At 71.9% G+C, this 25,753-nt stretch carries 21 protein-coding genes; 14 read left to right on the top strand and 7 right to left on the bottom strand.

Annotation, left to right across the window (positions count from 1 at the left end; translation table 11 throughout):
* Nucleotides 1–3: 3 nt before the first annotated feature.
* The 11 genes from AB0N81_RS02100 (at nt 4) to AB0N81_RS02050 (ending at nt 15,168) form a co-directional block, all read left to right on the top strand.
* Entirely contained in the window at nt 4–588 is a 585-nt protein-coding gene (locus AB0N81_RS02100) for a PaaI family thioesterase (protein WP_365354773.1), read from the top strand.
* On the top strand, nt 588–1,127 hold the full coding sequence (gene dut / locus AB0N81_RS02095; protein WP_365354772.1) for a dUTP diphosphatase: 540 nt from the start codon (nt 588–590) through the stop codon (nt 1,125–1,127). Before AB0N81_RS02100 ends, dut begins: the two co-directional genes overlap by 1 nt.
* Nucleotide 1,128: 1 nt before the next feature.
* Complete coding sequence (locus tag AB0N81_RS02090) at nt 1,129–1,908, top strand: DUF3710 domain-containing protein (protein ID WP_365354771.1); 780 nt, start codon at nt 1,129–1,131, stop codon at nt 1,906–1,908.
* A gap of 111 nt (nt 1,909–2,019) precedes the next feature.
* On the top strand, nt 2,020–5,484 hold the full coding sequence (locus AB0N81_RS02085) for an ABC transporter permease (RefSeq protein ID WP_365354770.1): 3,465 nt from the start codon (nt 2,020–2,022) through the stop codon (nt 5,482–5,484).
* A gap of 397 nt (nt 5,485–5,881) precedes the next feature.
* A complete protein-coding gene (locus AB0N81_RS02080) occupies nt 5,882–8,623 on the top strand; it encodes a hypothetical protein (protein ID WP_365354768.1) in 2,742 nt (913 codons plus the stop codon).
* 12 nt (nt 8,624–8,635) lie between these two features.
* Entirely contained in the window at nt 8,636–9,559 is a 924-nt protein-coding gene (locus tag AB0N81_RS02075; protein WP_365354766.1) for an ABC transporter ATP-binding protein, read from the top strand.
* Between the two features lie 149 nt (nt 9,560–9,708).
* Nucleotides 9,709–10,377, top strand: a complete 669-nt coding sequence (locus AB0N81_RS02070; RefSeq protein ID WP_365354851.1) for an ABC transporter ATP-binding protein — start codon at nt 9,709–9,711, stop codon at nt 10,375–10,377.
* A 232-nt stretch (nt 10,378–10,609) separates the two neighbouring features.
* Nucleotides 10,610–13,156: a sensor histidine kinase KdpD gene (locus tag AB0N81_RS02065; RefSeq protein WP_365354765.1), complete on the top strand. Its 2,547-nt coding sequence runs from the start codon at nt 10,610–10,612 to the stop codon at nt 13,154–13,156.
* Between the two features lie 70 nt (nt 13,157–13,226).
* A complete protein-coding gene (locus AB0N81_RS02060; RefSeq protein ID WP_365354849.1) occupies nt 13,227–13,910 on the top strand; it encodes a response regulator in 684 nt (227 codons plus the stop codon).
* A 118-nt stretch (nt 13,911–14,028) separates the two neighbouring features.
* A complete protein-coding gene (locus tag AB0N81_RS02055) occupies nt 14,029–14,427 on the top strand; it encodes an OB-fold nucleic acid binding domain-containing protein (protein ID WP_150173151.1) in 399 nt (132 codons plus the stop codon).
* A gap of 3 nt (nt 14,428–14,430) precedes the next feature.
* The gene (locus AB0N81_RS02050; protein ID WP_365354763.1) at nt 14,431–15,168 is read left to right on the top strand and encodes a DUF3159 domain-containing protein; all 738 of its coding nucleotides are present in this window, start codon (nt 14,431–14,433) and stop codon (nt 15,166–15,168) included.
* Nucleotides 15,169–15,304: 136 nt separating this feature from the next.
* On the opposite strand, the gene AB0N81_RS02045 is transcribed toward AB0N81_RS02050, so the two are convergent.
* From AB0N81_RS02045 to AB0N81_RS02030, 4 genes are all read right to left on the bottom strand, one after another.
* Complete coding sequence (locus AB0N81_RS02045) at nt 15,305–15,973, bottom strand: TrkA family potassium uptake protein (RefSeq protein WP_362992296.1); 669 nt, start codon at nt 15,971–15,973, stop codon at nt 15,305–15,307.
* The gene (locus tag AB0N81_RS02040) at nt 15,973–16,641 is read right to left on the bottom strand and encodes a TrkA family potassium uptake protein (RefSeq protein WP_356249822.1); all 669 of its coding nucleotides are present in this window, start codon (nt 16,639–16,641) and stop codon (nt 15,973–15,975) included. Before AB0N81_RS02040 ends, AB0N81_RS02045 begins: the two co-directional genes overlap by 1 nt.
* A 213-nt stretch (nt 16,642–16,854) precedes the next feature.
* A complete protein-coding gene (locus AB0N81_RS02035) occupies nt 16,855–17,094 on the bottom strand; it encodes a hypothetical protein (protein WP_365354761.1) in 240 nt (79 codons plus the stop codon).
* Entirely contained in the window at nt 17,094–17,453 is a 360-nt protein-coding gene (locus AB0N81_RS02030) for a winged helix-turn-helix domain-containing protein (RefSeq protein WP_365354759.1), read from the bottom strand. The genes AB0N81_RS02035 and AB0N81_RS02030 overlap by 1 nt, the downstream gene beginning before the upstream one ends.
* A gap of 191 nt (nt 17,454–17,644) precedes the next feature.
* Between AB0N81_RS02030 and AB0N81_RS02025 the strand changes: the two genes are divergently transcribed.
* The 3 genes from AB0N81_RS02025 (at nt 17,645) to AB0N81_RS02015 (ending at nt 23,663) form a co-directional block, all read left to right on the top strand.
* On the top strand, nt 17,645–20,026 hold the full coding sequence (locus AB0N81_RS02025; RefSeq protein WP_365354757.1) for an MMPL family transporter: 2,382 nt from the start codon (nt 17,645–17,647) through the stop codon (nt 20,024–20,026).
* Nucleotides 20,027–20,086: 60 nt separating this feature from the next.
* Nucleotides 20,087–22,141, top strand: a complete 2,055-nt coding sequence (locus AB0N81_RS02020) for an APC family permease (RefSeq protein ID WP_365354756.1) — start codon at nt 20,087–20,089, stop codon at nt 22,139–22,141.
* A gap of 148 nt (nt 22,142–22,289) precedes the next feature.
* Nucleotides 22,290–23,663, top strand: coding sequence for a class I SAM-dependent RNA methyltransferase (locus AB0N81_RS02015; RefSeq protein ID WP_365354754.1), 1,374 nt, complete (start codon nt 22,290–22,292; stop codon nt 23,661–23,663).
* A gap of 404 nt (nt 23,664–24,067) precedes the next feature.
* On the opposite strand, the gene AB0N81_RS02010 is transcribed toward AB0N81_RS02015, so the two are convergent.
* The 3 genes from AB0N81_RS02010 to AB0N81_RS02000 form a co-directional block, all read right to left on the bottom strand.
* A complete protein-coding gene (locus AB0N81_RS02010; protein WP_365354753.1) occupies nt 24,068–24,343 on the bottom strand; it encodes a helix-turn-helix domain-containing protein in 276 nt (91 codons plus the stop codon).
* Nucleotides 24,340–25,083 (bottom strand): hypothetical protein, encoded by a 744-nt coding sequence (locus tag AB0N81_RS02005; protein WP_365354751.1) that lies wholly within the window; start codon nt 25,081–25,083, stop codon nt 24,340–24,342. The genes AB0N81_RS02010 and AB0N81_RS02005 overlap by 4 nt, the downstream gene beginning before the upstream one ends.
* A gap of 268 nt (nt 25,084–25,351) precedes the next feature.
* The gene (locus tag AB0N81_RS02000) at nt 25,352–25,510 is read right to left on the bottom strand and encodes a hypothetical protein (RefSeq protein WP_362446361.1); all 159 of its coding nucleotides are present in this window, start codon (nt 25,508–25,510) and stop codon (nt 25,352–25,354) included.
* Nucleotides 25,511–25,753 lie beyond the last annotated feature (243 nt).

Here is a 25,753-nt window from a genome sequence, read left to right as displayed (position 1 = left end):
CCTGTGAGTGGTACATCTGCAGCTCTGACGCCCCCGGCCGACGCGATAGCGCCCGTCCGCCACCCCGACGCACCCGCCCCCGGTGAGCTCATCGGAGCCCACTACGAGCACTGTTTCGGCTGTGGCGAAGGGCAGGCGCACGGACTGCACCTCGCGGCGCGGGCAGGCGAGGGCGTGGCCATCACCGCCGAGTTCACCGTGCGCGAGGCGCACCAGGGCGCTCCGGGCCTCGCCCACGGAGGTGTCCTCGCCACCGCGCTCGACGAGACGCTGGGCTCGCTGAACTGGCTGCTGCGCGTGATCGCCGTGACCGGGCGGCTCGAGACCGACTTCGTGCGACCTGTGCCGCTGGGGACCGTGCTGTACCTGGAGGCCGAGGTCACCGCCGTCGCCGGACGCAAGATCTACTCGACCGCCACCGGGCGGATCGGCGGACCCGAAGGGCCCGTCGCGGTCCGCGCCGACGCCCTCTTCATCGAGGTGAAGGTCGAGCACTTCATCGACAACGGCCGCCCGGAGGAGATCCAGGCCGCCATGAACAACCCGGACCAGGTCCGGCGTGCCCGCGCTTTCGAGGTGAACCCGTAATGCCCTCCCAAGAGCTGAACGTACTGATCAGGCGCGTCGACCCCGACGTACCACTGCCCGCCTACGCGCAGCCCGGTGACGCGGGCGCCGATCTGCGGACGACGGAATCCTGCGAGCTCGCGCCCGGCGAGCGTGTGGTGCTGCCCACCGGAGTGTCGATCGCGCTCCCGGAGGGGTACGCGGCCTTCGTGCACCCCCGTTCGGGGCTCGCGGCCCGCTGCGGTGTCGCTCTGGTGAATGCCCCGGGGACGGTGGATGCCGGGTACCGTGGAGAGATCAAGGTGATCGTGGTGAATCTCGACCCGCGCGAGGCCGTGCGGTTCGAGCGCTTCGACCGGATTGCCCAACTGGTCGTCCAGCAGGTCGAGAAGGTTCGCTTCCAGGAGGTGGCGGAGCTTCCCGCATCGGCGCGGGCCGAGGGGGGCTTCGGGTCCACCGGTGGCCATGCCGCCGTGGGCAGCGGCTCGGGCGTGAGCTCGGGCGAACAAACGGGTGGGAATCGATACGCATCGGTCGTATCCGACCGGGAAGGACAGTGACGTGTTCGGACGTCGCAAGAAGGACAGTGCCGCCGAGGACGCGGCGGGCGCGGACGAGCAGGTCGACGGCGTGAACAGTGCCGAGTCCGCCGACTCCGCTGACGCCGGCGCCGCGCGGTCGCGGGTGAGGCTCGAGCCCGAGCCCCGCCCCGACGGTCCCTGGGACCTCTCGGAGGTCCGTGAGCCGGGCGAGGGCCGTGTGGACCTCGGCGGGCTCTTCGTGCCCGGTGTCGAGGGCATGGAGCTGCGGGTGGAGGTCGCGGGCGACGCGATCGTCGCGGCCACCGTGGTGCTCCAGGACAGCGCCATCCAGCTGCAGGGCTTCGCCGCCCCCAAGAAGGAGGGCATCTGGGGCGAGGTCCGCGAGGAGATCGCCTCGGGCATCACCCAGCAGGGCGGCGTCATCGACGAGGTCGAGGGACCCCTCGGCTGGGAGCTGCGCGCCCAGGTGCCGGTGCAGCTGCCGGACGGCACGGGTGGCGTGCAGGTCGTGCGCTTCATCGGCGTCGACGGCCCGCGCTGGTTCCTGCGCGGCGTGATCTCCGGGCAGGGCGCGGTGCAGCCGCAGGCCGCGGGGCTCCTGGAGCAGATCTTCCGGGACACCGTCGTCGTGCGCGGCGAGGGCCCGATGGCGCCGCGCGACCCGATCGTCCTGAAGCTGCCGGACGACGCGCAGATGGTCGCCGAGGGCAGCGTGCAGCAGGAGCAGCAGGAGGGCTCGCGCTTCTCCGGAGGCATGGGCCAGCTGCAGCGCGGCCCCGAGATCACCGAGGTTCGCTGACAGCCGCTCAACTGGTGGGTGGCCCGCAGAGGTTCCGGTTCGTCCGGACCATTGCGGGCCACTTTCGCGTACGCCCATACTGTGCCGGTCACTCGGGGGGAGACCGGTGCGGTGAGGGGACGACGCCTGCCCGCGGCGGTGCGGGGGAGCCGGCACCACGGACTCGTGCTGGGGGCGGCCGGTCTCGCCGTGCTGCTCGCCGCCACCGTGCTCGCCGCCTTGGCGGCGCTCTCCGAGAAGGCCGTCGAGGGCGGTGTGCAGCGCAGGCTCGCCGCGGACCGGGATGCCGTGGTCGAGGTCGCGGGTCCCCACCGGCCGGACGGTGCGGGGACGTTGGACCGGAACGTACGTGCCGCTCTCGACCGCACGTACGACGACGTACCCCACCGCACCTGGTCCGCGCTGCGGGCGCCCGCAGCCCGTAACGACGAGCTCGCCGTCACCGAGGCCGCGGGCCGCCCCCGCGAGGACGCCACCGTCTCCGTCGTCGCCCTGGAGGGCGTGGAACGGCACGCCTCGCCGACGGCCGGGCGGTGGCCGCGTCCCGGCAGCGGGGCGGTCGAGGCCGCGCTGACCGAGGTCCTCGCCGCGGAGCTCGCCGTGCGGCCGGGCGACGGGATCACGGTGCGGGGCGCGGACGGACGCCCGGTGACGATGCGGGTCGTCGGGTTGTACGCCGCGGAAGGGCGTGCGCCCGCGGTCTGGGCCGCGCTGAGCAGCACGTTCGGGACACCCGACTCGATCGCGGTCGTCCCGCGCCGGGCCTTCGCGGGCAGCGGCGGCCTCGCCGGGGACGCCACGGCGCTGTGGCTCGGGGTGCCCGGGACGGGCGGGCTGAGGCTCGGGGACATCGGGCCTTTGGAGGAGCGGGTCAAACGGTTCGCGGGCAGCGACGCCTCGCGTTCTGTGCTGGGAGGTGCGGGTGGTGGCGGTGGGCAGGAGGGGAGCGGTGAGGGTGACCGGGGCGGAGGGGATGTCCGGGCCGGGGAGGTCGGCGGGGGTGATCTGACGCTGTCGGGCGGGCTGCGCAGGGCGCTCGACCGGCTCACCACGCCGATCGCGGTGGCCCGCGCCGGGCTCTACGTCCCCGCGATGCTCCTCGCCGCGCTCGCCGTGGCCGCCCTCGTGCTCACCGCACGGCAGCTCGCCGAACACCGCCGCCCCGAGCTGGTGTTGCTGGCCGCACGCGGCGCGGGCACCCGCCGGATCGCTCTGTCGACGGCCGCGCAGTGGGCCTGTGTCGCGGTGCCCGCCGGGCTGGCCGCGCCGTTCCTCGCGGGGCCACTGCTCCACGTACTCGAAGGGGCCGGGCTCATCGGGGGCGATGTGCCCGCGTCGGCGGCGACCGTCCTGGGCTGGTCGGCGGCCGCGGCAGCCCTCGGTGTGCACGGCCTGGCGGTGCTCGTCCCGACCGTGCGGTTCGTGCGGGACCGGTGGGCGGTGCCCCGGCGGCGTCCGCGTCTGCCGTTGCGGCTACGGCTGCGAAAGGCCGGGTCTCAGGGCGGCGCGGGGGGAGCCGGTGGCGTGAGGGGCGTGAGGGGTGTGAGGGGCGTGGAGGGCCGTCTCGGCCCGGAGCTCGGGGGAGGGCATTGGGGGAGGTTCGGGGCCGATCTGGCGCTCGCCGCCGTCGCGGTGCTCGGCTGGCTGCAACTGCGGCAGTACCGCTCGCCGGTGACCGGCGGCAGCGGCGTCGACCCGGTCCTCGTGCTCGCGCCCGTCGCGATGACCGTGGCGGCCGCGCTGCTCGTCCTGCGGCTCCTGCCCCTGCTCGCCCGTGTCGTCGACCCGCTCGCGCGGCGCGGCCGCGGCCTGGTCCTGCCGCTCGGCGGCTGGCAGCTCGGCCGGCGCGCGGCCCTGCACGCGGGCCCCGCCCTGGTGGTGACACTCGCCCTCGCGGTCGCCGCGCTCAGCAGCACGGCGCTGGCCGTCCTGGACCGGGGCGACCACGACCAGGCCGCCTTCCAGGTCGGCGCCGACCTGCGGGTCGAACCGGGCGACGGAGTGCCGCCCGGCGAGCGGCGCGCCGCGTACGAGGCGTTGCCCGGCGCCGAGTCCGTCACGCCCGTGGTCACTACGGAGGGGTACGTCGGCCAGGACGCGGTGGCCGTCACCGCCCTCAACACGGGGCGCGGGCCCGTGCCCTTGCTGCGCGGCGACCTCGCGGACCGGCCCGTGAGGGAGCTCGTGACGCCGCTGGGGAAGGGAATCCCCGAGCATGGGCTGCCGGTGGGGCGGGCCGGGCAGGGGGCGAAGCGCGAGCTGCCGCTCCGCGTGCGGCTGTCCGCCGACGGCGGAGGCACCGCCGTGCCCGTGCGGCTCACCGTCTTCTTCGAGGACGGCGACGGCCTGACCCACACGAGCTCCGTCGTCATCGAGGAGGGCGGCGCCAGGACCGTGCCGCTGAAGGTGACGGCGCGCGGTGACGGCGTACGCATTGTGCAGATCGATCTGAGCATGGCCGGCGAACGGGTGCGCAGGACGTACCGGCTGACCGTCGATCAGGTGCCGGGGCTCTCGCGGGAGGCGCGGTGGCGCGATCTGCGGGCGGACCGGCCCGACCGGCGTGCGGCGGGGTGCCCGGGGAGCGCACGGGAGCGGGAAGGAGAGCGGGGGCGCGAGCGGGGGCGGCGGTCTTCCGGGGAGGCGCCCGGGCCCGTCCTCTGCGCCGACCGCCCCGGACGCGGAAAGCTCATCGACGCGGTGCTCCGGGGGCCCGACGGGCGGCTGAAGTACCCCACGTGGAACGTGCGGCTCGGCACGGACCGCGCCAAGGGGCGTCCCGCCGCGCCCGCGCTCGCCGGCGACGCGCTGCTGGCCTCCGGGGCGGTGCGGGTCGGGGACACCGTCACGGTGCGGGGGAGCACGGGCGGCAGCGCGCGGGTCGAGATCGTGGGGCGGATCGCGGCGGTGCCGGGGGTGCCGCGCGACCGGCCGCGGCTGCTCGCCGACTCCCGTGCCGTGGCCGCCCAATGGGTCCTCGGCGGAACGTTGCCGGGGGCTGAGAGCGCCTGGTGGGTGGGGGTCCGCGGCACGGACGTGGCGGCGGCCTCGGCGGCTTCGGCGGCGGTGCGGGCGGACCCACGGCTGGGGCGCGCGGTGGACGTCCCGCTCGTCCGGGAGCAGCTGGCCGACGACCCGCTGCGGCGTGGGGCGCGCGGGACGCTCGTGCTGTGCCTGGTGCTCGCCCCCGCTTTCGCCGTCATCGCGTTCGCCCTGCACACCGTCCTCTCCGCGCGGGCCAGGCAGCGGGAGTTCGGGCTGCTGCGGGCGCTCGGGGTGCGTCGGGGACAGCTGGCGGCGTACTTGTGGACGGAGCAGTTGGCGCTCGCGGGGGTGGCGGCGGCGCTCGGCACGGTGCTCGGCGCCGCGCTCGCCTCACTGATCATGCCGGTGGTGACGGTCGACGCCGAGGGCAAGCCGGTCTTCCCGGACCTGACCGCCTCCGTGCCGTGGCTGCGGGTGGCGACGACGGCCGGGCTGACCACGACGGTGATCTGCGCGGTCGTGACCTTGGCCGCGCGAATCCTGGGCCGGGTGGACCCGGCGCGGGTGCTGCGGGCGGGGGAGGAGGGGTGAGGGGCGCGCTGTTGGGGGCGGGGTGGCGTGCTTCCGGCCGGCCCGGTCGTGGGAGCGGCGGTACTTTCGGCCGGCGCGGTCGTGGGGGGCGGCCAGGGGGGGCGTGGGAGGTGCTGAGGCCAGGGGCGGTGTTGCTCGCGGGGTGGGGCGGCGGTGCTTTCGCACCGGTCCGGGCGCGGGGGCGGTCGTGGGGTGTGAGTGGGGTGTGAGGGGTGCCGGGGGCGAGGGCGGCAGTGCTTTCGACCGGTGTGGTCGGGGAGTCGGCTGTGGGGTGTGAGGGGTGTCGGGGCGGGGGCCGAGGTGGGGGCGTCGGTGTTCGTGGCGGGGGCCGAGGTGGGGGCGTCGGTGTTCGTGGCGGGGCGTGGGGGTGGTTGTGAGGTGTGAAGGGTGGCGGGGTGTGCCGCTGATGGTGGGGCTCGGGGTGTTGATCGGCGTGCTCGTGGCCGTCGCCGCCGCCGGTCCCGGGCTGCTCGGGCGGCTCGGCGGGGACGCGTTGGCGGGCCGCTTCGAGCAGGTGCAGCGCGCGGCGCCCGGTGTGGTGCACAGCGCGCGGATCGATCCGGAGCAGCCCCGCCCCGGCGAGGAGAGCGACCTCGGGGCCGACCTCGCGCGGTACGCGACCACCCTGGAGAACGCCGCTCCGGCCGCACTGCGCGGCGCCCTCGCACATGATGCGACCCGGATCGAACTGCCCACCGTGCGAGGGGACGTGGCGGGCGGCGTCTCGCTGTCCCTGGTGTACGCGTCCGACGCCCCGGGCCGGCGCGCGTACGTCGCCGGGCGGGCACCCCGCGAGCGGGGACAGGTCGTGGAGCTCGCCGTGTCCGAGCGGACCCGCGCCGAGCTGCGGCTGCGCGTCGGGCAGCGGATCGGACTACAGGGCGGCGCTCTGGAGAACGTCCACGCGGTCGGGCAGGTCGTCGGTGTCTACCGGGCGACGGGCGGCGAGAGTGATGGAGAGGACGGGACCGCGCGGCTGTGGAGCGAGCGGCCCCTGCTGGCCCGCCCGTTGCCCGGCACAGGCGTGGCGCGCGCCACCCCGGACGTCGGCGCGCTCATCGCACCCCGTGGCGCCGAGATCCTGCAGAACCAGTCGAACGCCGAGCTCACCGTCGAGTGGAACATGCGGCTGCACCTTGAGGAGGAGGCGGCGGCCCGCTTCGTGGGGGAGCGCGGGGCGCGGGAGTTCCAGCGGCTCATGGCCCGCTACCCACCCGCGGCCAAGGACGCCTTCTGCGACATCGAGACGTACGGCGGAAAGTGGTGCGTCCTCGGAACGCATGCCGCCACCGAGCTGGAGAGCGACACCGAACTGACCGACACCTTCGAGGAGTTCCGGGACCAGTGGCGGCAGGCGAGCGTCGTGATGTCGTTCGCGCTGGCCACGTTGCTCGGCGTGGGGTTCGCCGCCGTCGTCGTGACCGCGCTGCTGGTGGTGCGGCGACGGCTCGACGCCGACCGGCTCCTGCGGGCGCGCGGGGCGTCGGCCGCCGGGCTCGCCCTGACCCGCGCGGCGGACGGCGCGCCCGCCGCGGTGCTCGGCTTCGGCGCGGGGTGCGCGGCCGCGGCGACGGTGCGGGGAAGTTCGCCGAGCTCACCCGCGTACGGCGAAGGGCTGGTCGTCGCCCTTCTCTGCTGGCTGCTGCTGCCCGCCCTCACGTGGTTCGCGGTGCGGGACCGGGTGGTGCCGCGAGAGGGGGAGAGGGCATCGCGTGGCGCCGGGCGCCGGATCGTGGCGGAGGCGCTGGTGCTGCTGCTCGCCGTGAGCGGGGTCCTCGCGCTGCGGGCACGGGGCACGGAGGGGGAGTCGGGGCCGGACCCGCTGCTCGCCGCGGTGCCCGTGCTGCTGGGGCTCGTCACGGTCGCCGTCCTCGTGCGGTGTTACCCCTGGCCGGTGCGCGCGGTGGCGCGGTGGTCGGCGCGCGGCCGGGGCACCGTGGTCCTCGTCGCGCTGTCCCGCGCCGCCAAGGAGGCGCCGGCGCGCGGACTCGCGCTGCTCGTCCTGGTGGTGACGCTCGCCGGCGCCGTCTTCGGAGGGCTCGTCTCCGGGACGCTGGTGGAGGGGCGGCAGGCCGCGGCGGCCTGGCAGGTGGGCGCCGACGCCTCCTTCCTGGGCGCCGGGCGCGACCCGGGGACAGCGGAGCGGCTGGCACGCGCGCGTGGCGTGCGGGAAACGGTGGCGGTGCGGCAGCTGCGGGTCGATCCGGTGAGCGGGACGGACGGGGGACGGTACGGGATTGCCGGCCTGGTCGGGGTGGACGGGGCGGAGCTCCGCGAGGCGGCGGGGGGTTCGGCCGCCGCCCGGGCACTGGAAGCGGCGGGGCTCACCCGGGGCGGAGGCGGCCGGGACATCCGGGTGCTCGCCTCGGAGGGCCGCACCGGGGACCTGCTCACGTTCATCCGGCACGGCAAGGAGACGCGGCTGAGGGTCGTCGGACCACTGCCCGAGGGAGTCGAGCGGGACGCCGCTCTTGGGCCCGTGCGCGGCGCCACCGAGTCCCGTCAGCACCTGCTCCTCGCCGACAACAGAGATCTGCGAGCCTTCGACGCGTCCGAGTTCGAGGAGTCCGCGCTCCTGCTGTACGGCGCACGGATGGACACCGAGGCGCTGCGTTCCCTCGTACCGCGTGCCGCTCCCGGGGCGACCGGCGGCGAGCTACGCATCCGCGCGGAGGAACAGGCGGAGGCCGACGATGACAGGCTGATCGCCGCCGTGACCGCGGCGCACACCGTCTGCACCGCCCTCGCCGTGCTCCTCGCGCTCCTGGCCCTCGTCCTCGACCTGCTCCTTTCCGCGCCCGCGCGCGGGCGTACGACCGCCTGTCTGCGCACCCTCGGGCTCGGCGGCCGTCCCGCGGCCGCGCTGCACCTGTTGCAGCTTCTGCCCCTGGCGCTCGCGGCCGTCACGGGCGGCGTCGCACTCGGCCTCGTACTGCCGTCGCTGCTCGGACCCGCCCTGGATCTGCGGGAGTTCACCGGCGGGCCCACCGCGCCCGACCGGCATGTCGACGTGCTGTTCACCGCGGCCCTCGGCGCGGGACTCTGTCTCCTGGTCGCCGCGGCGGTGGGCGTGGAGACGTGGCTCGGGCGGCGCCGGGGGCTCGGCGCCGCCCTGCGACTCGGGAGAGCCGATGACTGACCAGGAGAGCCGATGACCGAGCTGGCCGAGCTGGAGGCGCGGGCTCGCGCCGCGGGGCGCACCGCGGACGACGAGGGGCTGGTCGTCTGCGACAACCTCGTCCGCGTCTACCGCACGGAGGAGGTCGAGGTGCAGGCCCTCCAGGGCCTGGACCTGGTCGTCGCGGAGGGCGAGTGCGTGGCTCTGGTCGGCGCCTCGGGCTCGGGCAAGTCCACGCTCCTGTCGATCCTCTCCGGGCTCGATCTGCCCACCGCGGGCCGCGCGAAGGTCGCGGGCCACGACCTGCTCGCGATGGGCCGCCGGGAACGCCTCGGCTACCGCAGAAGCACCGTGGGCTTCGTCTGGCAGCAGGCCGGCCGCAACCTGCTGCCCTATCTGACCGCACTGGAGAACGTGGCGCTGCCGATGAAGTACGTGCGCGTGCCGCGCCGCACGCGCCGGGAGAGGGCCGCCGAACTGCTCGGCGTGCTCGGCGTCGCCCACTGCCGCGACCGGCGGCCCGCCGAGCTCTCCGGCGGCGAGCAGCAGCGCGTGGCGGTCGCCGTCGCCACCGCCAACTCTCCGCGCGTGCTGCTCGCCGACGAGCCGACCGGCGAGCTGGACACCGTCTCCGGAGAGGACGTCTTCGCCGCCCTGCGCCGTGCGAATGAGGAGCTCGGCTCGACCGTCCTTGTCGTCACCCACGACCCTCTTGTATCCGGACAGGTCCGCCGCACCGTGCACATCCGCGACGGACGTACGTCGACGGAGACCCTGCGCGGACAGGGCGGCGGCACGGGCGAGGAGTTCACGGTCCTGGACCGGGCGGGGCGGCTGCAACTGCCGGGGGAGTATGTGGAGCGCTACGGACTGCGGGGCCGGGTACGGCTGACGGCGGAGCCCGATCACGTCGGACTGTGGCCGGACACGCCTCGTACTACTGAAGAAGAGCCCTAGGACAAGAGCCCTGGAACAAGAGCCCCGAAACCGGGGTTCCGGCCTTGTCGGGCAGGGCCCCGCTGGCGATACTGGCGCCCGGCCCAGCACACCCGGGGGCGTACGGGGGCGTACGGGGAGGGGGGACGGTGGCAGTGGTCGCGGAAGACATGGTCGTCGTCGAGGACCTCCACCGCACGTACGGCACCGGCGCCGCGGCCGTGCACGCCCTGCGCGGCGTCTCCCTCACCGTGCCGCGCGGTGAGCTCGTCGCCCTGAAGGGTCGCTCCGGGTCCGGCAAGACGACCCTGCTCAACCTCGTAGGCGGGCTGGACACCCCGGACCACGGGAAGATCACCGTGGACGGTGTGGAGCTCGCGGGCCTCGGCGAGAGCGGCCTCCTGGAGCTGCGCAGGGACCGGCTCGGCTTCATCTTCCAGTCCTTCGGGCTCATCCCCATCCTCACCGCCGCCGAGAACGTCGGCGTCCCCCTGCGGCTCCGCAGGACCGACCCCCGCGCGCGTGAGGAGCGTGTCGCCCTCCTCCTCGCACTCGTCGGCCTCGCCGACCACGCGAAGCAGCGGCCCGGCGAGCTCTCCGGAGGACAGCAGCAGCGCGTCGCCATCGCCCGTGCCCTCGCCAACAGGCCCGCCCTGCTGATCGCCGACGAGCCGACCGGACAGCTCGACGCGGAGACGGGGCTCGCCGTGATGGAGCTGCTGCGCGCGGTCGTGCGCGGCGAGGGCGTCACCGCCCTGGTGGCCACGCACGACGCGACGCTGCTCGATCTGGCCGACCGGGTCCTCGAACTGCGCGACGGGGAGATCGTCGCGCAATGACTGACCAATGACTGATCACCGACTGATCACCGACTGATCACCGACTGATCAATGACTGATCAGTGACTGATCACTGACCGGTCACCGACCGACCGCCGACCGGCCCGGCGGGGCCGACCCATCAGGGTTGTGTCAAGGACAGCACCCCCGTACCCCCTCATCCGTAATGCCGGATTTGTTGGCCGTAAGGTCGACGCTGCGTACACAGCAGTTTCGGGAAGACAATGAGGCCATGGCACGCGGCAAGCTTCGGATCTACCTCGGTGCGGCACCGGGCGTCGGCAAGACGTACGCGATGCTCTCCGAGGCCCACCGCCGCATCGAGCGCGGCACCGACTGCGTGGTCGCCTTCGTGGAGCACCACGACCGGCCGCGCACCGAGGTGATGCTGCACGGTCTGGAACAGGTGCCCCGCAAGGACCTGGAGTACCGCGGCACGGCGTTCACCGAGATGGATGTAGACGCGGTCCTGGAGCGCGCCCCCGCCGTCGCCCTCGTCGACGAACTCGCCCACACGAACGTCCCCGGCTCCCGCAACGCCAAGCGCTGGCAGGACGTCGAGGAACTCCTCGCGGCCGGCGTCGACGTCGTCTCGACGGTCAACATCCAGCACCTGGAGTCGCTCGGCGACGTCGTCGAGTCGATCACCGGCGTGCGCCAGAAGGAGACCGTGCCGGACGAGGTGGTGCGCCGCGCCGACCAGATCGAACTGGTCGACATGTCGCCACAGGCGCTGCGCCGCCGCATGGCGCACGGCAACATCTACAAGTCCGACCGCATCGACGCGTCCCTCTCCAACTACTTCAGGCCCGGCAACCTCACGGCGCTGCGCGAGCTCGCCCTCCTCTGGGTCGCCGACCGCGTCGACGAATACCTCCAGCAGTACCGCGGCGAGCACAACATCCGCTCCACCTGGCAGGCCCGCGAGCGCATCGTCGTCGGCCTGACCGGCGGACCCGAGGGCCGCACGCTGATCCGGCGCGCGTCCCGGATGGCCGCCAAGGGCTCGGGCAGCGAGATCCTCGCCGTCTACATAGCCCGCAGCGACGGCCTGACGGGCGCGTCCCCCAAGGAACTCGCCGTCCAGCGCACCCTCGTCGAAGACCTCGGCGGCACCTTCCACCACGTCATAGGCGACGACATACCGGCCGCGCTCCTCGACTTCGCGCGCGGCGTCAACGCCACCCAGATCGTCCTCGGCTCCTCCCGCCGCAAGACCTGGCAGTACATCTTCGGCCCCGGCGTCGGCGCGACCGTGGCCCGCGAGTCGGGGCCCGACCTGGACGTGCACATCGTCACGCACGGCGAGGTCGCCAAGGGGCGCGGCCTGCCCGTCGCCCGCGGGGCCCGCCTCGGCCGGTCCCGCGTCATCTGGGGCTGGCTGGTCGGCGTCGCGGGCCCCGTGCTCCTGACGCTGCTGCTCACCCATGTCGACGCCGATCTCGGTCTCGCCAACGACATGCTGCTGTTCCTGACACTCACGGTCGCCGCCGCGCTGGTGGGCGGGCTGTTCCCGGCGCTCGCGTCGGCGGCCGTCGGTTCGCTGCTCCTCAACTACTACTTCACGCCGCCGCTGCACCTGTGGACGGTCTCCAACAACAAGAACATCGTGGCGATCGCGGTGTTCGTGGGCGTCGCCGTGTCGGTGGCCTCCGTGGTGGACCTCGCCGCCCGGCGCACCCACCAGGCCGCCCGGCTGCGGGCCGAGGCGGAGATACTCTCCTTCCTCGCCGGCAGCGTCCTGCGCGGCGAGACCAGCCTGGAGGCCCTCCTGGAGCGGGTCCGCGAGACCTTCGCCATGGAGTCCGTGTCCCTCCTGGAACGCGCGGGCGACACCGACCCCTGGACGTGTGCGGGCAGGGTCGGCGAGGGCCGCCCGCTGGAACGCCCCGAGGACGCCGACGTCGACATGCCCGTCGGCGACCACATGGCGCTCGCCCTCTCGGGCCGGGTGCTGCCCGCCGCGGACCGCCGCGTCCTCGCCGCGTTCGCCGCGCAGGCCGCCGTCGTCCTGGACCGCCAGCGTCTGCAGTCCGAGGCCCACCAGGCCCGCACCCTCGCCGAGGGCAACCGCATCCGCACCGCCCTGCTCGCCGCCGTCAGCCACGACCTGCGCACGCCGCTCGCGGGCATCAAGGCGGCCGTGTCCTCGCTGCGCTCCGACGACGTGGAGTGGTCCGAGGAGGACGAGGCCGAGCTTCTGGAAGGCATCGAGGAGGGCGCCGACCGGCTCGAACACCTCGTCGGCAACCTCCTCGACATGTCGCGGCTGCAGACCGGCACCGTCACCCCCCTGATCCGTGAGATCGACCTCGACGAGGTCGTCCCCATGGCCCTCGGCGGCGTACCAGACGGCAGCGCGGAGCTGGACATCCCCGAGACGCTGCCCATGGTCGCCGTCGACAAGGGCCTCCTGGAGCGGGCGGTCGCCAACATCGTCGAGAACGCCGTGAAGTACGCCGCCGAGGGCGAACCCGTCAAGGTCTCCGCCAGCGCCCTGGGCGAGCGCGTCGAGATCCGTGTCGTGGACCGGGGCCCCGGTGTCCCCGACAGCGCCAAGGACCGCATCTTCGCGCCCTTCCAGCGCTACGGTGACGCTCCACGGGGTGCCGGTGTGGGCCTCGGCCTCGCCGTCGCCCGCGGCTTCGTCGAGGCCATGGGCGGCACCCTCGCCGCCGAGGACACCCCCGGCGGCGGCCTCACCATGGTCCTCACCCTGCGGGCGGCCGCCGGCAGGACGCCGGTCCGCCCCGAGCTTTCGTCCCAGGCCACCTCGTGACCCGGAACCGGAACCCGGACCCAGAACACAAGCCGTGCTCAAGAACCAGAAGCCGGAAAGGCAGGTACGCATGACCCGGGTGCTCGTGGTCGACGACGAGCCGCAGATCGTACGCGCCCTCGTGATCAACCTGAAGGCGCGCAAGTACGAGGTGGACTCCGCGCCCGACGGTGCCACGGCGCTGCAGGTCGCCGCGGCCCGCCACCCCGACGTGATCGTGCTCGACCTCGGTCTGCCCGACATGGACGGCGTGGAGGTCATCAGGGGCCTGCGCGGCTGGACGCGCGTCCCGATCCTGGTCCTCTCCGCCCGGCACAGCTCGGACGAGAAGGTCGAGGCGCTGGACGCGGGCGCCGACGACTACGTGACCAAGCCCTTCGGCATGGACGAACTCCTCGCCCGGCTGCGCGCCGCCGTCCGCAGGGCGGAGCCCACCGGGGCGGGCGACGGCGACGTGCTGGTCGACACCGGCGACTTCTCCGTGGACCTGGCCGCGAAGAAGGTCAACCGCGGCGGACGCGACGTACGCCTCACCCCCACGGAGTGGCACCTCCTGGAGGTCCTGGTGCGCAACACCGGCCGCCTGGTCAGCCAGAAGCAGCTGCTCCAGGAGGTGTGGGGTCCTTCGTACGGTACGGAGACGAACTACCTGCGCGTCTACATGGCACAGCTGCGCCGGAAGCTGGAGACGGACCCGGCGCACCCGCGGCACTTCATCACGGAGCCGGGAATGGGATACCGGTTCGAAAAGTGACCGGATCAGGCGCCGGAACGCTCGCTTCAGTGGGTCCTGGAGCGGGTATTGAGCGGACAGAAGCACAGATGAGCGCACCCCTTTACCCAGTGTCGCCGCCCCCCGGTACGCTTCTTGTATGAGTGCTGTTTCTGGTTCCGACAAGCCGGCGGGCCGTTTCCGGCGCATGCTCGACCGGCTCTCCTCCTCCCAGGAGGATCTGGAGTCGGAGGAGCTGCGCGAGGACGCCGAGACGGCGGGCTGCGTCCGCATCGGTGACTGCCGCGACCGCCAGATCGTCACCGTTACTGGTACCTTGCGCACGGTCACTCTGCGGCCACGCGCCGGGGTTCCCGCCCTGGAGGCCGAGCTGTTCGACGGCTCGGCGGCGCTGGACGTGGTGTGGCTCGGCAGGCGCTCCATCGTGGGAATCGAACCGGGGCGCAGGCTGATCGCGTCCGGCCGGATCTCGGAGAGCCGGGGCCGCCGGGTGCTCTTCAACCCGAAGTACGAACTCAGACCCCTCGGACGGGAGTAACCGGTGACGTCCCTCGACAAGCCGACGGACCACGGGAGCGCCGATCAGGCCGATCAGGACGCCGATTCCAGGGCCGTGACCGAGGCAGCGCTCTTCGAAGCCTTCGGCGGCGTGCGGGGCATGGTGGAGACGGTCGTTCCCGGCCTGCTCTTCGTGACCATCTTCACGATCAACAAGGACCTGCACATGTCGGCCATCGCGGCCCTCGCGGTGTCCCTGGTGCTCGTCGTGGTCCGCCTCGTCATGAAGGACACCGTCAAGCACGCCTTCAGCGGTGTCTTCGGTGTCGCCTTCGGTGTGGTCTTCGCGATGATGACCGGCAACGCCAAGGACTTCTACCTGCCGGGCATGCTCTACACCCTGGGCCTCGCCCTGGCGTACATGATCACGACCCTCGCGGGCGTCCCGCTGATCGGCCTCATCCTCGGCCCGGTCTTCAAGGAGAACCTCTCCTGGCGCACCCGCAACCCCGGCCGCAAGAAGGCGTACGCGAAGGCCAGTTGGGCGTGGGGCCTGATCCTGCTCGCCAAGTGCGCGGTCCTCTTCCCGCTGTACTGGTGGGCGGACACCACGCAGTTCGGCTGGGTCCTGGTCGCCCTGAAGATCCCGCCTTTCCTGCTCGCCGTCTACCTGACCTGGGTCTTCCTCGCGAAGGCCCCGCCGCCGATCGACGTCTTCGCGGAGATGGAAGCGGCGGAGAAGGCGGAGGAGGAGCGCGAGCGGGAGCGCCGGAGCGCCTGAGGCTGCCCCGCAGGGGCGGTTCAGGGGCGCGGGGAACTGCGCGCCCAGCCACGACGCACCCGCAGCAGCAGATGTACGAGATGGGGGGCGCCCGGTAATCACCGGGCGCCCCCCATCCACGTACAGAGCCCAGGGGCTAGCTCTCCCGCCGCACCGACAGCAGATCCTCCAGCTGCTCCTCACGGGCCTGCGCCGCGACGAAGAGAAGCTCGTCCCCCGCTTCGAGGGAGTCGTCCGCGGTCGGCGCGAGGACGCGCGTACCGCGGATGATCGTGACCAGCGAGGTGTCCTCGGGCCACTGGACGTCGCCGACCTGCGTGCCCGCGAGGGCCGACTCGGGCGGCAGCGTCAGCTCGACGAGATTCGCGTCGCCGTGGCTGAAGCGGAGCAGCCGGACGAGATCGCCGACGCTCACCGCCTCCTCGACGAGCGCGGACATCAGACGCGGCGTGGAGACCGCGACGTCGACGCCCCAGGACTCGTTGAAGAGCCACTCGTTCTTCGGGTTGTTCACCCGGGCGACGACGCGCGGGACGCCGTACTCGGTCTTGGCGAGCAGCGAGACGACGAGGTTGACCTTGTCGTCGCCGGTCGCCGCGATCACGACGTTGCAGCGCTGCAACGCCGCCTCGTCGAGGGAGGTGATCTCGCAGGCGTCGGCGAGCAGCCACTCGGCCTGCGGGACGCGCTCGACCGAGATGGCGGTCGGCGCCTTGTCGATGAGCAGGATCTCGTGCCCGTTCTCCAGGAGCTCACCGGCGATGGAACGGCCCACCGCGCCGGCTCCGGCAATGGCGACCCTCATCAGTGACCGCCTTCCTCGGGGCCTTCGGCGAACGCCGCTTCGACCTTGTCGACCTGGTCGGTACGCATCATGACGTGCACCAGGTCACCTTCCTGAAGGACCGTCTGCGAGGTCGGCAGGACCGCCTCGCCCAGCCGGGTGAGGAAGGCCACGCGGACACCGGTCTCCTCCTGGAGCTGGCTGATCTTGTGCCCGATCCACGCCGCCGACGCGTGCACCTCGGCGAGCTGCACACCGCCGGTGGGGTCGCGCCAGAGCGGCTCGGCACCGGAGGGCAGCAGCCGGCGCAGCATCTGGTCGGCGGTCCAGCGGACCGTGGCGACCGTCGGGATGCCGAGGCGCTGGTAGACCTCGGCGCGGCGCGGGTCGTAGATACGGGCCGCGACGTTCTCGATGCCGAACATCTCGCGGGCCACGCGGGCGGCGATGATGTTCGAGTTGTCGCCGCTGGAGACGGCGGCGAAGGCACCCGCCTCCTCGATGCCGGCCTCGCGCAGGGTGTCCTGGTCGAATCCGACGCCGGTGACGCGGCGGCCGCCGAACCCGGAGCCCAGACGGCGGAAGGCCGTGGGGTCCTGGTCGACGACGGCGACGGTGTGCCCCTGTTGTTCCAGGTTCTGGGCGAGAGCGGACCCGACTCTTCCGCAGCCCATGATGACGATGTGCACCTGTCCTTTACCCCGCACTCCTGGTCATCCCGCTGACCTGCGAAAACATCCCGCTCACTCTTCTCTCTCACTCTGCCGGCAACAACGGGGCAACAGCGTGCGGTGTTGCCAAGAGACGAGCTTAAGCCGCAACCGGGCCCTGGCACTCACCCGCGTACTCACACGACGCCCAGCCATCCATGGAGACGCGAAAGGGCCCCGGGGAGGTGAGAGCTAGTCCACGCTGCGCAGCAGCCCCTCGACCTTCTCGAGCCGGTGGCCGAGCTCGACGAGCTGGAGGCGGGCCGACTCCTGCTCGGACCTGGCGCGCTCGACGGCCTCCCGGTACCCGTGCATGGCCTCGGCGTACTGCCGGTCGCGCTCGCGGTTGCGCTGCGACTGGAAGTACGCGACGGCGACGATCGCGCCGGCGAGTATCAGGAAGAAAGCGACGGGAATGATCACGTCGTCCACTAGGGCGTCCCCTTTGCTGAGTGCTGTCCGTCGTCGCCCGTCTCGGCTGCCTGACCTGTCTGCTCCGACTGGTCCTGCCGGACGGCCGCGACGATCGTATCCACGTTCAACTGCACGTCGAACGGCGCCAGTTCGAAGTACTTGAGCGCCTTGCCGTCGTCGGAGAGCTCCAGATGGCCGACGACGAGGCCGGCCTTCTCCATGCGTTCGAGGTGCATATAGAGCAGGGGGCGGGACACCCCGAGCCGCCGGGCCAGTTCGCTGACGTACAGCCGGCCGGGTGCGAGCTCGGTGATGATCCGGATGCGCTGCGCATGGCCGACCGCTGCGAGAAAAGCGAGCAGTTCCTCGCTGTCCATGGCCCGCCTTCGCGCTGGTCCCGAAACCTGTCAGTGAAGGCTTACGTATGACGGGATCTGCTGTCAATCTGCCGCCCTTCTGCCCCTCACCGTCCCAATGACAGTTGACGGCTCGTTCCTTCACCTGTCAGTCTCCACTTACACATGAAGCGTCAAGGGGTGGAGCAGGCATGGCAACGGGTGGGACAGGGATGACAACAAGTGGGACAAAAACGAGAAAACGATCGGCCACGGTGCGCGTGGCCCGGTGGAGCGCGCTGCACCCATGGCGGGCGATCATCGGCTGGCTGCTCTTCGTGGTGCTCTGCCTCGGCGGGGGCATCGCCGCCGGCATGAACAGCGCGACCGGGGAGGACTTCCGCGTCGGCGAGGCGGGCCGGGCCGAGACCCTGGCGGCCGAGGGCGGCCTGCCGCTGCGCTCCACCGAACACGTGATGATCCGCTCCGCGTCGGGCTCGCAGGACGAGCCGGGACCGCTGGACGAGGCGGCGGCCGACGCCGCGGTCAAGGACATCACCGCGCGGATGAAGTCCCTGCCCGAGGTCGCCTCGGTCAAGGCCCCGGTGCGCTCCACCGACGGACGCGTCCTGCGGGTCCCGGTCGAACTGACCGGCTCCGAAAAGGACGACCAGGACCGGGTCCCGCCGCTCCAGGCCCAGACCGAGAAGGCCGCCAAGGCCCACCCGGGCCTGCTGATCGAGGAGGCCGGCGACGCCTCGGTGAGCAAGGGGGTCGACGGTCAGCGCAACGAGGACCTGAAGCTCTCCGAGGCGATCACGCTGCCGGTCACGCTGATCACGCTCGCCTTGGTCTTCGGCTCGGTCGTCATGGTCGGCGTACCGCTGCTGCTCGCCGTCACCTCGATCATGGCGACGATGGGCCTGGCGATGGTGGCCTCGCACCTGCTGCCCGACACCGGCGTCGGGATGAGCATGATCCTGCTGATCGGCATGGCGGTCGGCGTCGACTACACGCTCTTCTACCTCAAGCGCGAACGCGAGGAGCGGGCCCGCGCGGGCGGCCGCCTCACCTCGGAAGCCCTGGTCGAGGCCGCAGCCGCGACGGCGGGCCGCGCGATCGTGGTCTCCGGCCTCGCCGTGATCGTCTCCACCACCGCGCTCTTCCTGGCCAGGGACGTCATCTTCGACTCCCTCGCCACCGGCACCATCCTGGTCGTCGCCGTCGCCGTGGTCAGCTCGGTGACCGTGCTGCCCGCGCTCCTCGTCAAGCTCGGCCGCCGCACCGAACGGCGCGCCGCGAAGCGAGCCGCACGGGGCAAGCCGGTCCGGTCGTACGGGGAGAAGAAGCCCGGCCGCGTCTGGAGCGCCCTGCTCGCCCCCGCCCGCAAGCGCCCCGCGCTCACCCTCGGCCTCTCGGTCCTCGTCATGCTGGGGCTCGCGCTGCCCGCCCTCGACATGAACCTGAAGAACCCGGCGCGGGACAGCTTCTCCCGGGAGATCCCGGCGATGCAGGGGTACGACCGGCTGCTCAAGGCCTTCCCGGAACAGCGCGTCCGCCATCTCGTCGTGGTACGCGCCGAGGCGTCCCGGGCCGCCGACGTACGGACCGCGCTGGGGGCGCTGGACCGCAGGGCGCAGGCCGACCCGCTGTTCTCGCACCCCTCACGCACTCCGCTCCTCCGCACCTCCGAGGACCGTCGGACCACCATCCTGGAACTCAACGCTCCGCACCCCACGTACTCGAAGAACGCTGAAGACTCGCTCGACCACCTCCGCCACGACCACCTCCCCGCCACCGTCGGCAAGCTCTCCGGCGTGGAGACGGCCGTCACCGGCGAGGTGCCGCGCGGCGTCGACTACGTAGGACACCAGAACGAGAAACTGCCGCTCGTCCTCGGCTTCCTGCTCCTGATGACCTTCGTCATGACGGTCTTCGTGTTCCGCTCGGTCGTCCTCGGGCTGCTCGGCGTCTTCCTCAACCTGCTCTCCGCCGCCTCGGCGCTCGGCATCCTCGTCCTCGTCTTCCAGGGCGAATGGGCCGAGGAACTGCTCTCCTTCATCTCGCTCGGCGGCATCTCCTCGCGTGTGCCGCTCTTCCTCTTCGTGATCCTCTTCGGCCTCTCGATGGACTACCAGGTCTTCGTGGTCAGCCGCATCCGTGAGGCCGCCCTCAACGGCGTACCCACACGTCAGGCGGTCATCGACGGCATCACCTCCTCCGCGAAGGTCGTCACCAGCGCGGCGATCGTCATGGTCACCGTCTTCGCCAGCTTCGTGATGCTGCACATCCTGGAGATGAAGCAGATGGGCCTCGTCCTCGCGGTGGCCGTCCTGCTCGACGCGTTCGTGATCCGCGTCATGATCCTGCCCGCCGCGCTCCTCCTGCTCGGCCGCGCCACGTGGTGGCCGTCCCGCGCGATCCACCGCGCGGAGGCGCGGGTCGCGGAGCGGTACGGAGCGGGGGCGGACGGGGGAGTGGACGGGGGAGCGGACGCGGGAGCGGACGGGGCGACGGACGCGTCGGCGGAGCACTCCCCGGAGCACTCCCCGGAACACTCCCCGGCGCACGCCGTCCGGCATCCGGAGGGGCGCAGGATCGCACAAGGCAGATAAGCGGAGCAGTTGGGGGTGGTGGGTGGGCGCACCCCCGTACGAACGCTTACGATCCTCTCCGTGTCCAAACTGACCGACGTGCCCAAACGGATCCTCATCGGGCGCGCACTGCGCAGTGACCGGCTCGGAGAAACGCTCCTGCCGAAGCGCATCGCACTCCCCGTCTTCGCGTCCGACCCGCTCTCGTCTGTGGCGTACGCGCCGGGAGAGGTCCTTCTCGTCCTCTCCATCGCGGGTGTGTCGGCCTACCACTTCAGCCCGTGGATCGCCGTCGCGGTCGTCGTGCTGATGTTCACGGTCGTGGCGTCCTACCGCCAGAACGTCCGCGAGTACCCGAGTGGTGGTGGCGACTACGAGGTCGCCAACACCAATCTCGGCCCGAGAGCCGGCCTCACCGTCGCGAGCGCCCTGCTCGTCGACTACGTCCTGACCGTGGCCGTGTCGATCTCCTCGGGCATCGAGAACCTCGGGTCCGCGGTGCCGTTCGTGGTCGAGCACAAGGTGCTCTGCGCGGTGGCCGTCATCGTCCTCCTCACCCTGATGAACCTGCGGGGCGTGAAGGAGTCGGGGAAGCTCTTCGCCATTCCGACGTACGTCTTCGTGGCGGGCGTCTTCATCATGATCGCGTGGGGCGCCTTCCGGAGCATCGTCCTCGGCGACACGATGGACTCGCCCACCGCCGACTACGAGATCAAGCCCGAGCACCAGGGCCTCGCCGGCTTCGCGCTGATCTTCCTGCTCCTGCGGGCCTTCTCCTCGGGCTGTGCGGCGCTCACCGGCGTCGAGGCGATCAGCAACGGCGTCCCGGCCTTCCGGAAGCCGAAGTCGAAGAACGCCGCGACGACGCTCGCGCTCATGGGCGGCCTCGCCGTCACCATGTTCTGCGGCATCATCGGCCTCGCCATGGCGACCAACGTCCACATGGCCGAGAAGCCCGCGCACGACCTGATCCACAACGGCGTCCCCGTCGGCAGCGACTACGTCCAGAACCCCGTGATCTCCCAGGTCGCCGAGGCCGTCTTCGGCCACGGCAGCATCCTCTTCATGATCCTGGCCGCCGCCACCGCGCTGGTCCTCTTCCTCGCGGCCAACACCGCGTACAACGGCTTCCCGCTGCTCGGCTCGATCCTGGCGCAGGACCGCTACCTGCCGCGCCAGCTGCACACCCGCGGCGACCGCCTCGCGTTCTCCAACGGCATCGTGCTGCTCGCCGGCGCGGCCGCGCTCCTCGTCGTCATCTACGGCGCGGACTCGACCCGCCTCATCCAGCTCTACATCGTCGGCGTCTTCGTCTCCTTCACCCTCAGCCAGATCGGCATGGTCCGGCACTGGAACCGCCACCTGGCCAAGGAGAAGGACCAGAACAAGCGCCGCCACATGATCCGCTCCCGCGCGATCAACACGTTCGGCGCCTTCTTCACGGGCCTCGTCCTGGTCGTCGTCCTCGTCACCAAGTTCACGCACGGCGCGTGGGTCGCCCTGCTCGGCATGTGCATCTTCTACGTGACGATGACGGCGATCCGCCGCCACTACGACCGTGTGGCCGAGGAGATCGCGGCCCCGGACACCCCGAACGACGACAGCATGCGCCCCTCCCGGGTCCACTCGATCGTCCTCGTCTCCAAGATCCACCGCCCGACGCTCCGCGCGCTGGCCTACGCGAAGCTGATGCGCTCCCACACGCTGGAGGCGCTCAGCATCAACGTCGACCCGGCGGAGACCAAGGCCCTCAAGGAGGAGTGGGAGCGCCGCGGCATCACGGTCCCCCTGAAGGTCCTCGACTCCCCCTACCGCGAGATCACCCGCCCGATCATCGAGTACGTGAAGAACCTCCGCAGGGAGAGCCCCCGCGACGTCGTCAGCGTGATCATCCCCGAGTACGTGGTCGGCCACTGGTACGAGCACCTTCTCCACAACCAGAGCGCACTGCGCCTCAAGGGCCGCCTGCTCTTCACGCCGGGCGTCATGGTGACCTCCGTCCCCTACCAGCTGGACTCCTCCGAGGCCGCGAAGAAGCGCGCCCGCAGGCGTTCGGAGTGGAACGCGCCGGGTGCGGTGCGGCGGGGCCCGGTGGAGAAGCCGAGGCGCACGAAGGAGCCGAGCAAGAAGCCCTGAGCCGTCAAGGCTCCCACTCTTGGCTCCCGCTCTTGGCTCCCGCTCTTAGCTCCTGCTCTTGGTCAAGCGGCCGGACGACACCCACGTAGACTGGTGGGCTGTAGTCCGGCCGTTCCCCTTTTACTTTACGTAGTGGAGTCACCCCGCCATGCAGGCAGAACCGAAGAAAGCGCAGGCGGGGAACTCGTCGGCGGACGCCTCAGAGGCGAGCGTCTCGCTGATCGGCAGGGAGTACGAGGTCGAGATCGGCCCCGTCGCGCACGGCGGCCACTGCATCGCCCGTACGGACGAGGGCCAGGTGCTCTTCGTACGGCACGCGCTGCCCGGCGAGAAGGTCGTCGCACGCGTGACCGAGGGCGAGGAGGGCGCGCGCTTCATCCGCGCCGACGCGGTGCAGATCCTTTCAGCGTCCAAGGACCGGGTCGAGGCCCCCTGCCCCTACGCCGGCCCCGGCCGCTGCGGCGGCTGCGACTGGCAGCACGCCAAGCCGGGCGCGCAGCGCCGCCTCAAGGGCGAGGTCATCGCCGAACAGCTCAAGCGGCTCGCGGGCCTGACCCCCGAGGAAGCGGGCTGGGACGGCACGGTCATGCCGGCGGAGGGCGACAAGCTGCCGCCGGGCGAGGTCCCCTCCTGGCGCACCCGCGTCCAGTACGCGGTAGACCCCGACGGCAACGCGGGCCTGCGCCGCCACCGCTCCCACGAGGTCGAGCCCATCGAGCACTGCATGATCGCGGCGGAGGGCGTCTCGGAGCTGGGCATCGAGCAGCGGGACTGGTCGGGCATGGCGTCGATCGAGGCGATCGCGGCGAGCGGCTCCCAGGACCGCCAGGTGATCCTGGCCCCGCGCCCCGGCGCGCGCCTGCCCATCGTCGAGCTGGACAAGCCGGTCTCGGTCATGCGAATCGGCGAGAAGGACGGCGGAACGCACCGGGTCCACGGCCGCCCCTTCGTCCGCGAACGCGCCGACGGCCGCACGTACCGGGTCGGCAGCGGCGGTTTCTGGCAGGTCCACCCGAAGGCGGCGGAGACCCTCATGCTGGCCGTCATGCAGGGCCTCACCCCCCGCAAGGGCGAGTCAGCCCTCGACCTCTACTGCGGCGTCGGCCTCTTCGCCGGCGCACTGGCCGACCGCGTCGGCGAGAAGGGCGCGGTGCTCGGCATCGAGTCCAGCAAGCGCGCGGTGGAGGACGCCCGGCACAACCTCGCGTCCTTCGACCGCGTCCGCATCGAACAGGGCAAGGTCGAATCGGTCCTCCCGCGCACGGGCATCACCGAGGTCGACCTCATCGTCCTGGACCCGCCCCGCGCGGGCGCGGGCAAGCAGACGGTCCGCCAGCTCGCGTCGCTGGGCGCACGCCGGATCGCGTACGTGGCGTGCGATCCGGCGGCGCTGGCGCGGGATCTGGGGTACTTCCGGGAGGGCGGGTATCGGGTGCGGACGCTTCGGGCGTTCGATCTGTTTCCGATGACGCATCATGTGGAGTGCGTGGCGATTTTGGAGCCTGCCAAGGAAGGCGCCTGACCTGCGGTTTTCCTAGGCCTCTCAGGTGTGGCACGGTGGATTGACCTGTTCCCCGGAGTGCATGACGTGAAGCCTGCCACGTGACAGATGCGTGCCTCTGACCTGCGGTTCTGTGGACGTCATGCTGAACGAAGGGTTCGCTGGCTTGTTCATCGTGGGGACGGCGACGAGCTATCTCGACGCATGTTTGACGCTGCTTCTGACGATGTGTCACGCCTATCGGCCTGCTCCCCCATCTGTGTCACACCGGCGCTGAGGTCTCACCTCGGGTTGAACAGGCGACTCAGAGGGCCACCACCGGACGGACCGGGGCGGGCGTGGACAAGCAAGGCCGTGCGGTCCCGTGGCGTAAACCACGGGGCCGCACGGTGGCGGGGGCATCGAAGCCCGCCTCTTCTTCCCGGTCAGAGGTCGACTCCAGGGCCCTCCGTGTCCAGTTTCAGGTCCACGCTGTACAGGGGACGGTCCTCGATCCCCAGGGCGCGCATCAGCTCGTTGGTCGGAATCCTGTACCTGCGTCCGACGCGGCGGATGGAGCAGGGGAACTCGCCCTCGCGGATCAGCCGGTAGGCGGTCGTCGAACCGATCCCGAACGCTCGGCACGCCGTCCGCAGGTCCACTGTCACGGGCAGGTCGAACATCTCGGAGAAACTGAGTCGGCCCTCTGCCGGGTCCTTCATGCTCGCCTCCCCGCAGGGCGGACCGGCCGGGTGCCCTCACGGCGCTCGGACCGTCGGTTCTTCCGGGGGGTGTGGTGCGTCGAACGGCCCCTCGTCCCGTCGTCGGTGTCGGCGAGGGCGCCCCTGCGCAGATGCTCCGGGCGCACTCGGAAGCGCAGCGGGGCGCGCAGCCCGTCGGGGCCGTCCGGACGGTCGACCCGCACGTTCAGGCACTCCTCGGCCGGAGCGTCCGTCTCCCCGTCGGACGCGCTGAGCGCGCGATCCTGGGCGATGCGCTCGACATGAGTGGAGGGGAGTTCCCGCAGGCCGTCGCGGGCGAAGCGCCACGCCCTGGTGCGCGCGGCGTGGATCAGGGACGAGTCGGAGAGGTGGCTCGCGGCGTCCGGAGCCGCCAGTTCCTCCAAGAGGGCCAGGATCATCTCGGCCTCCACGTCCGAACGATCGGCGTGCAGGCGCGTGCAGACGCGGTGGACAGTCCCGGTCAACCGGGGCAGGGCCAGCCAGATCGCCAGGAGCTTCCCGGTGCCGTGTGGAGCGAGGTCACTCAGCGCGGTGCTGAGCACGTCCTTCCAGACCGCGGCGGCGAACTGCGGGTCGGAGCCCGGCCCGTACAAGGCTTCGTGCGTCTCGACAGCGGTCAGCCGGACCGGCTCCGCCCCCTCGATGTCTGAGGGAACGGTCACGAGGATCGAGTCGCCGCCCCGGGGGTCGTCGAAGTGCCGCCTCACCGAGGCGAACATACTGCTTGATGCTGGATACATCAGTAAATGTCCTTTCTCTGGGCTTAAGGTGCCGAAGATGCTGAAGGCACCGGAGATGTCGATGTGCTGGACAGGTTGAAGAGCCGCCGAGGTCGGTCTTGTTGACCGGGAATCGCCGCCTTCGACCACGAGCGTGTGACAGTGCGGAAAGGGCCGTGAGCTCGCCGGTCCGAGTAGTTCAGAGGGGTGGGGCCGCAGTGGGTGGGTGCCCGCCCGGGATCGGGCACCCACCCATGAGCTGTGGAACTCAGGCGGTCTCGGAGGGAGAGTCGTCCGGCGCTTCGGCGCGCGGGGTCGCCGGCGTGGTGCCCTCGGTCCGGTCGGCCGCCCGCCGGCGCCGGGTCGGCGGCCAGTCGGGGGACTGGCGCAGACGGCTCGCCCGGCGGTTTCGCTGACGGTTGTTCATAGAGCCTGTGGTTCCTTCCTGATGGGTCGATGGATGACTACGCTGCCGTCTCGCTTTTCTGTGAGCGGCTGGTGCCATCGTGCCCGGGGGCGGGAGGAGGCCGCGGAGCGGAAACTGAGGGAAAACTGAGGCATGGGGGCGTGAAGGAGTACGTGCGTGTGAAGCGGCACATCGCAACGTACAGATGAAGGGGGCGCCGTCGCGGGGCCCGGGCCACTGCTTCCGGTGCGGAGAGGGGAAGGG

It is taken from the genome of Streptomyces sp. NPDC093510 (assembly GCF_040683555.1).
Lineage (GTDB): Bacteria > Actinomycetota > Actinomycetes > Streptomycetales > Streptomycetaceae > Streptomyces.
The sequence above is the reverse complement of the archived record's forward strand: the minus strand, read 5'-3'. Positions and strand labels throughout refer to the sequence as shown.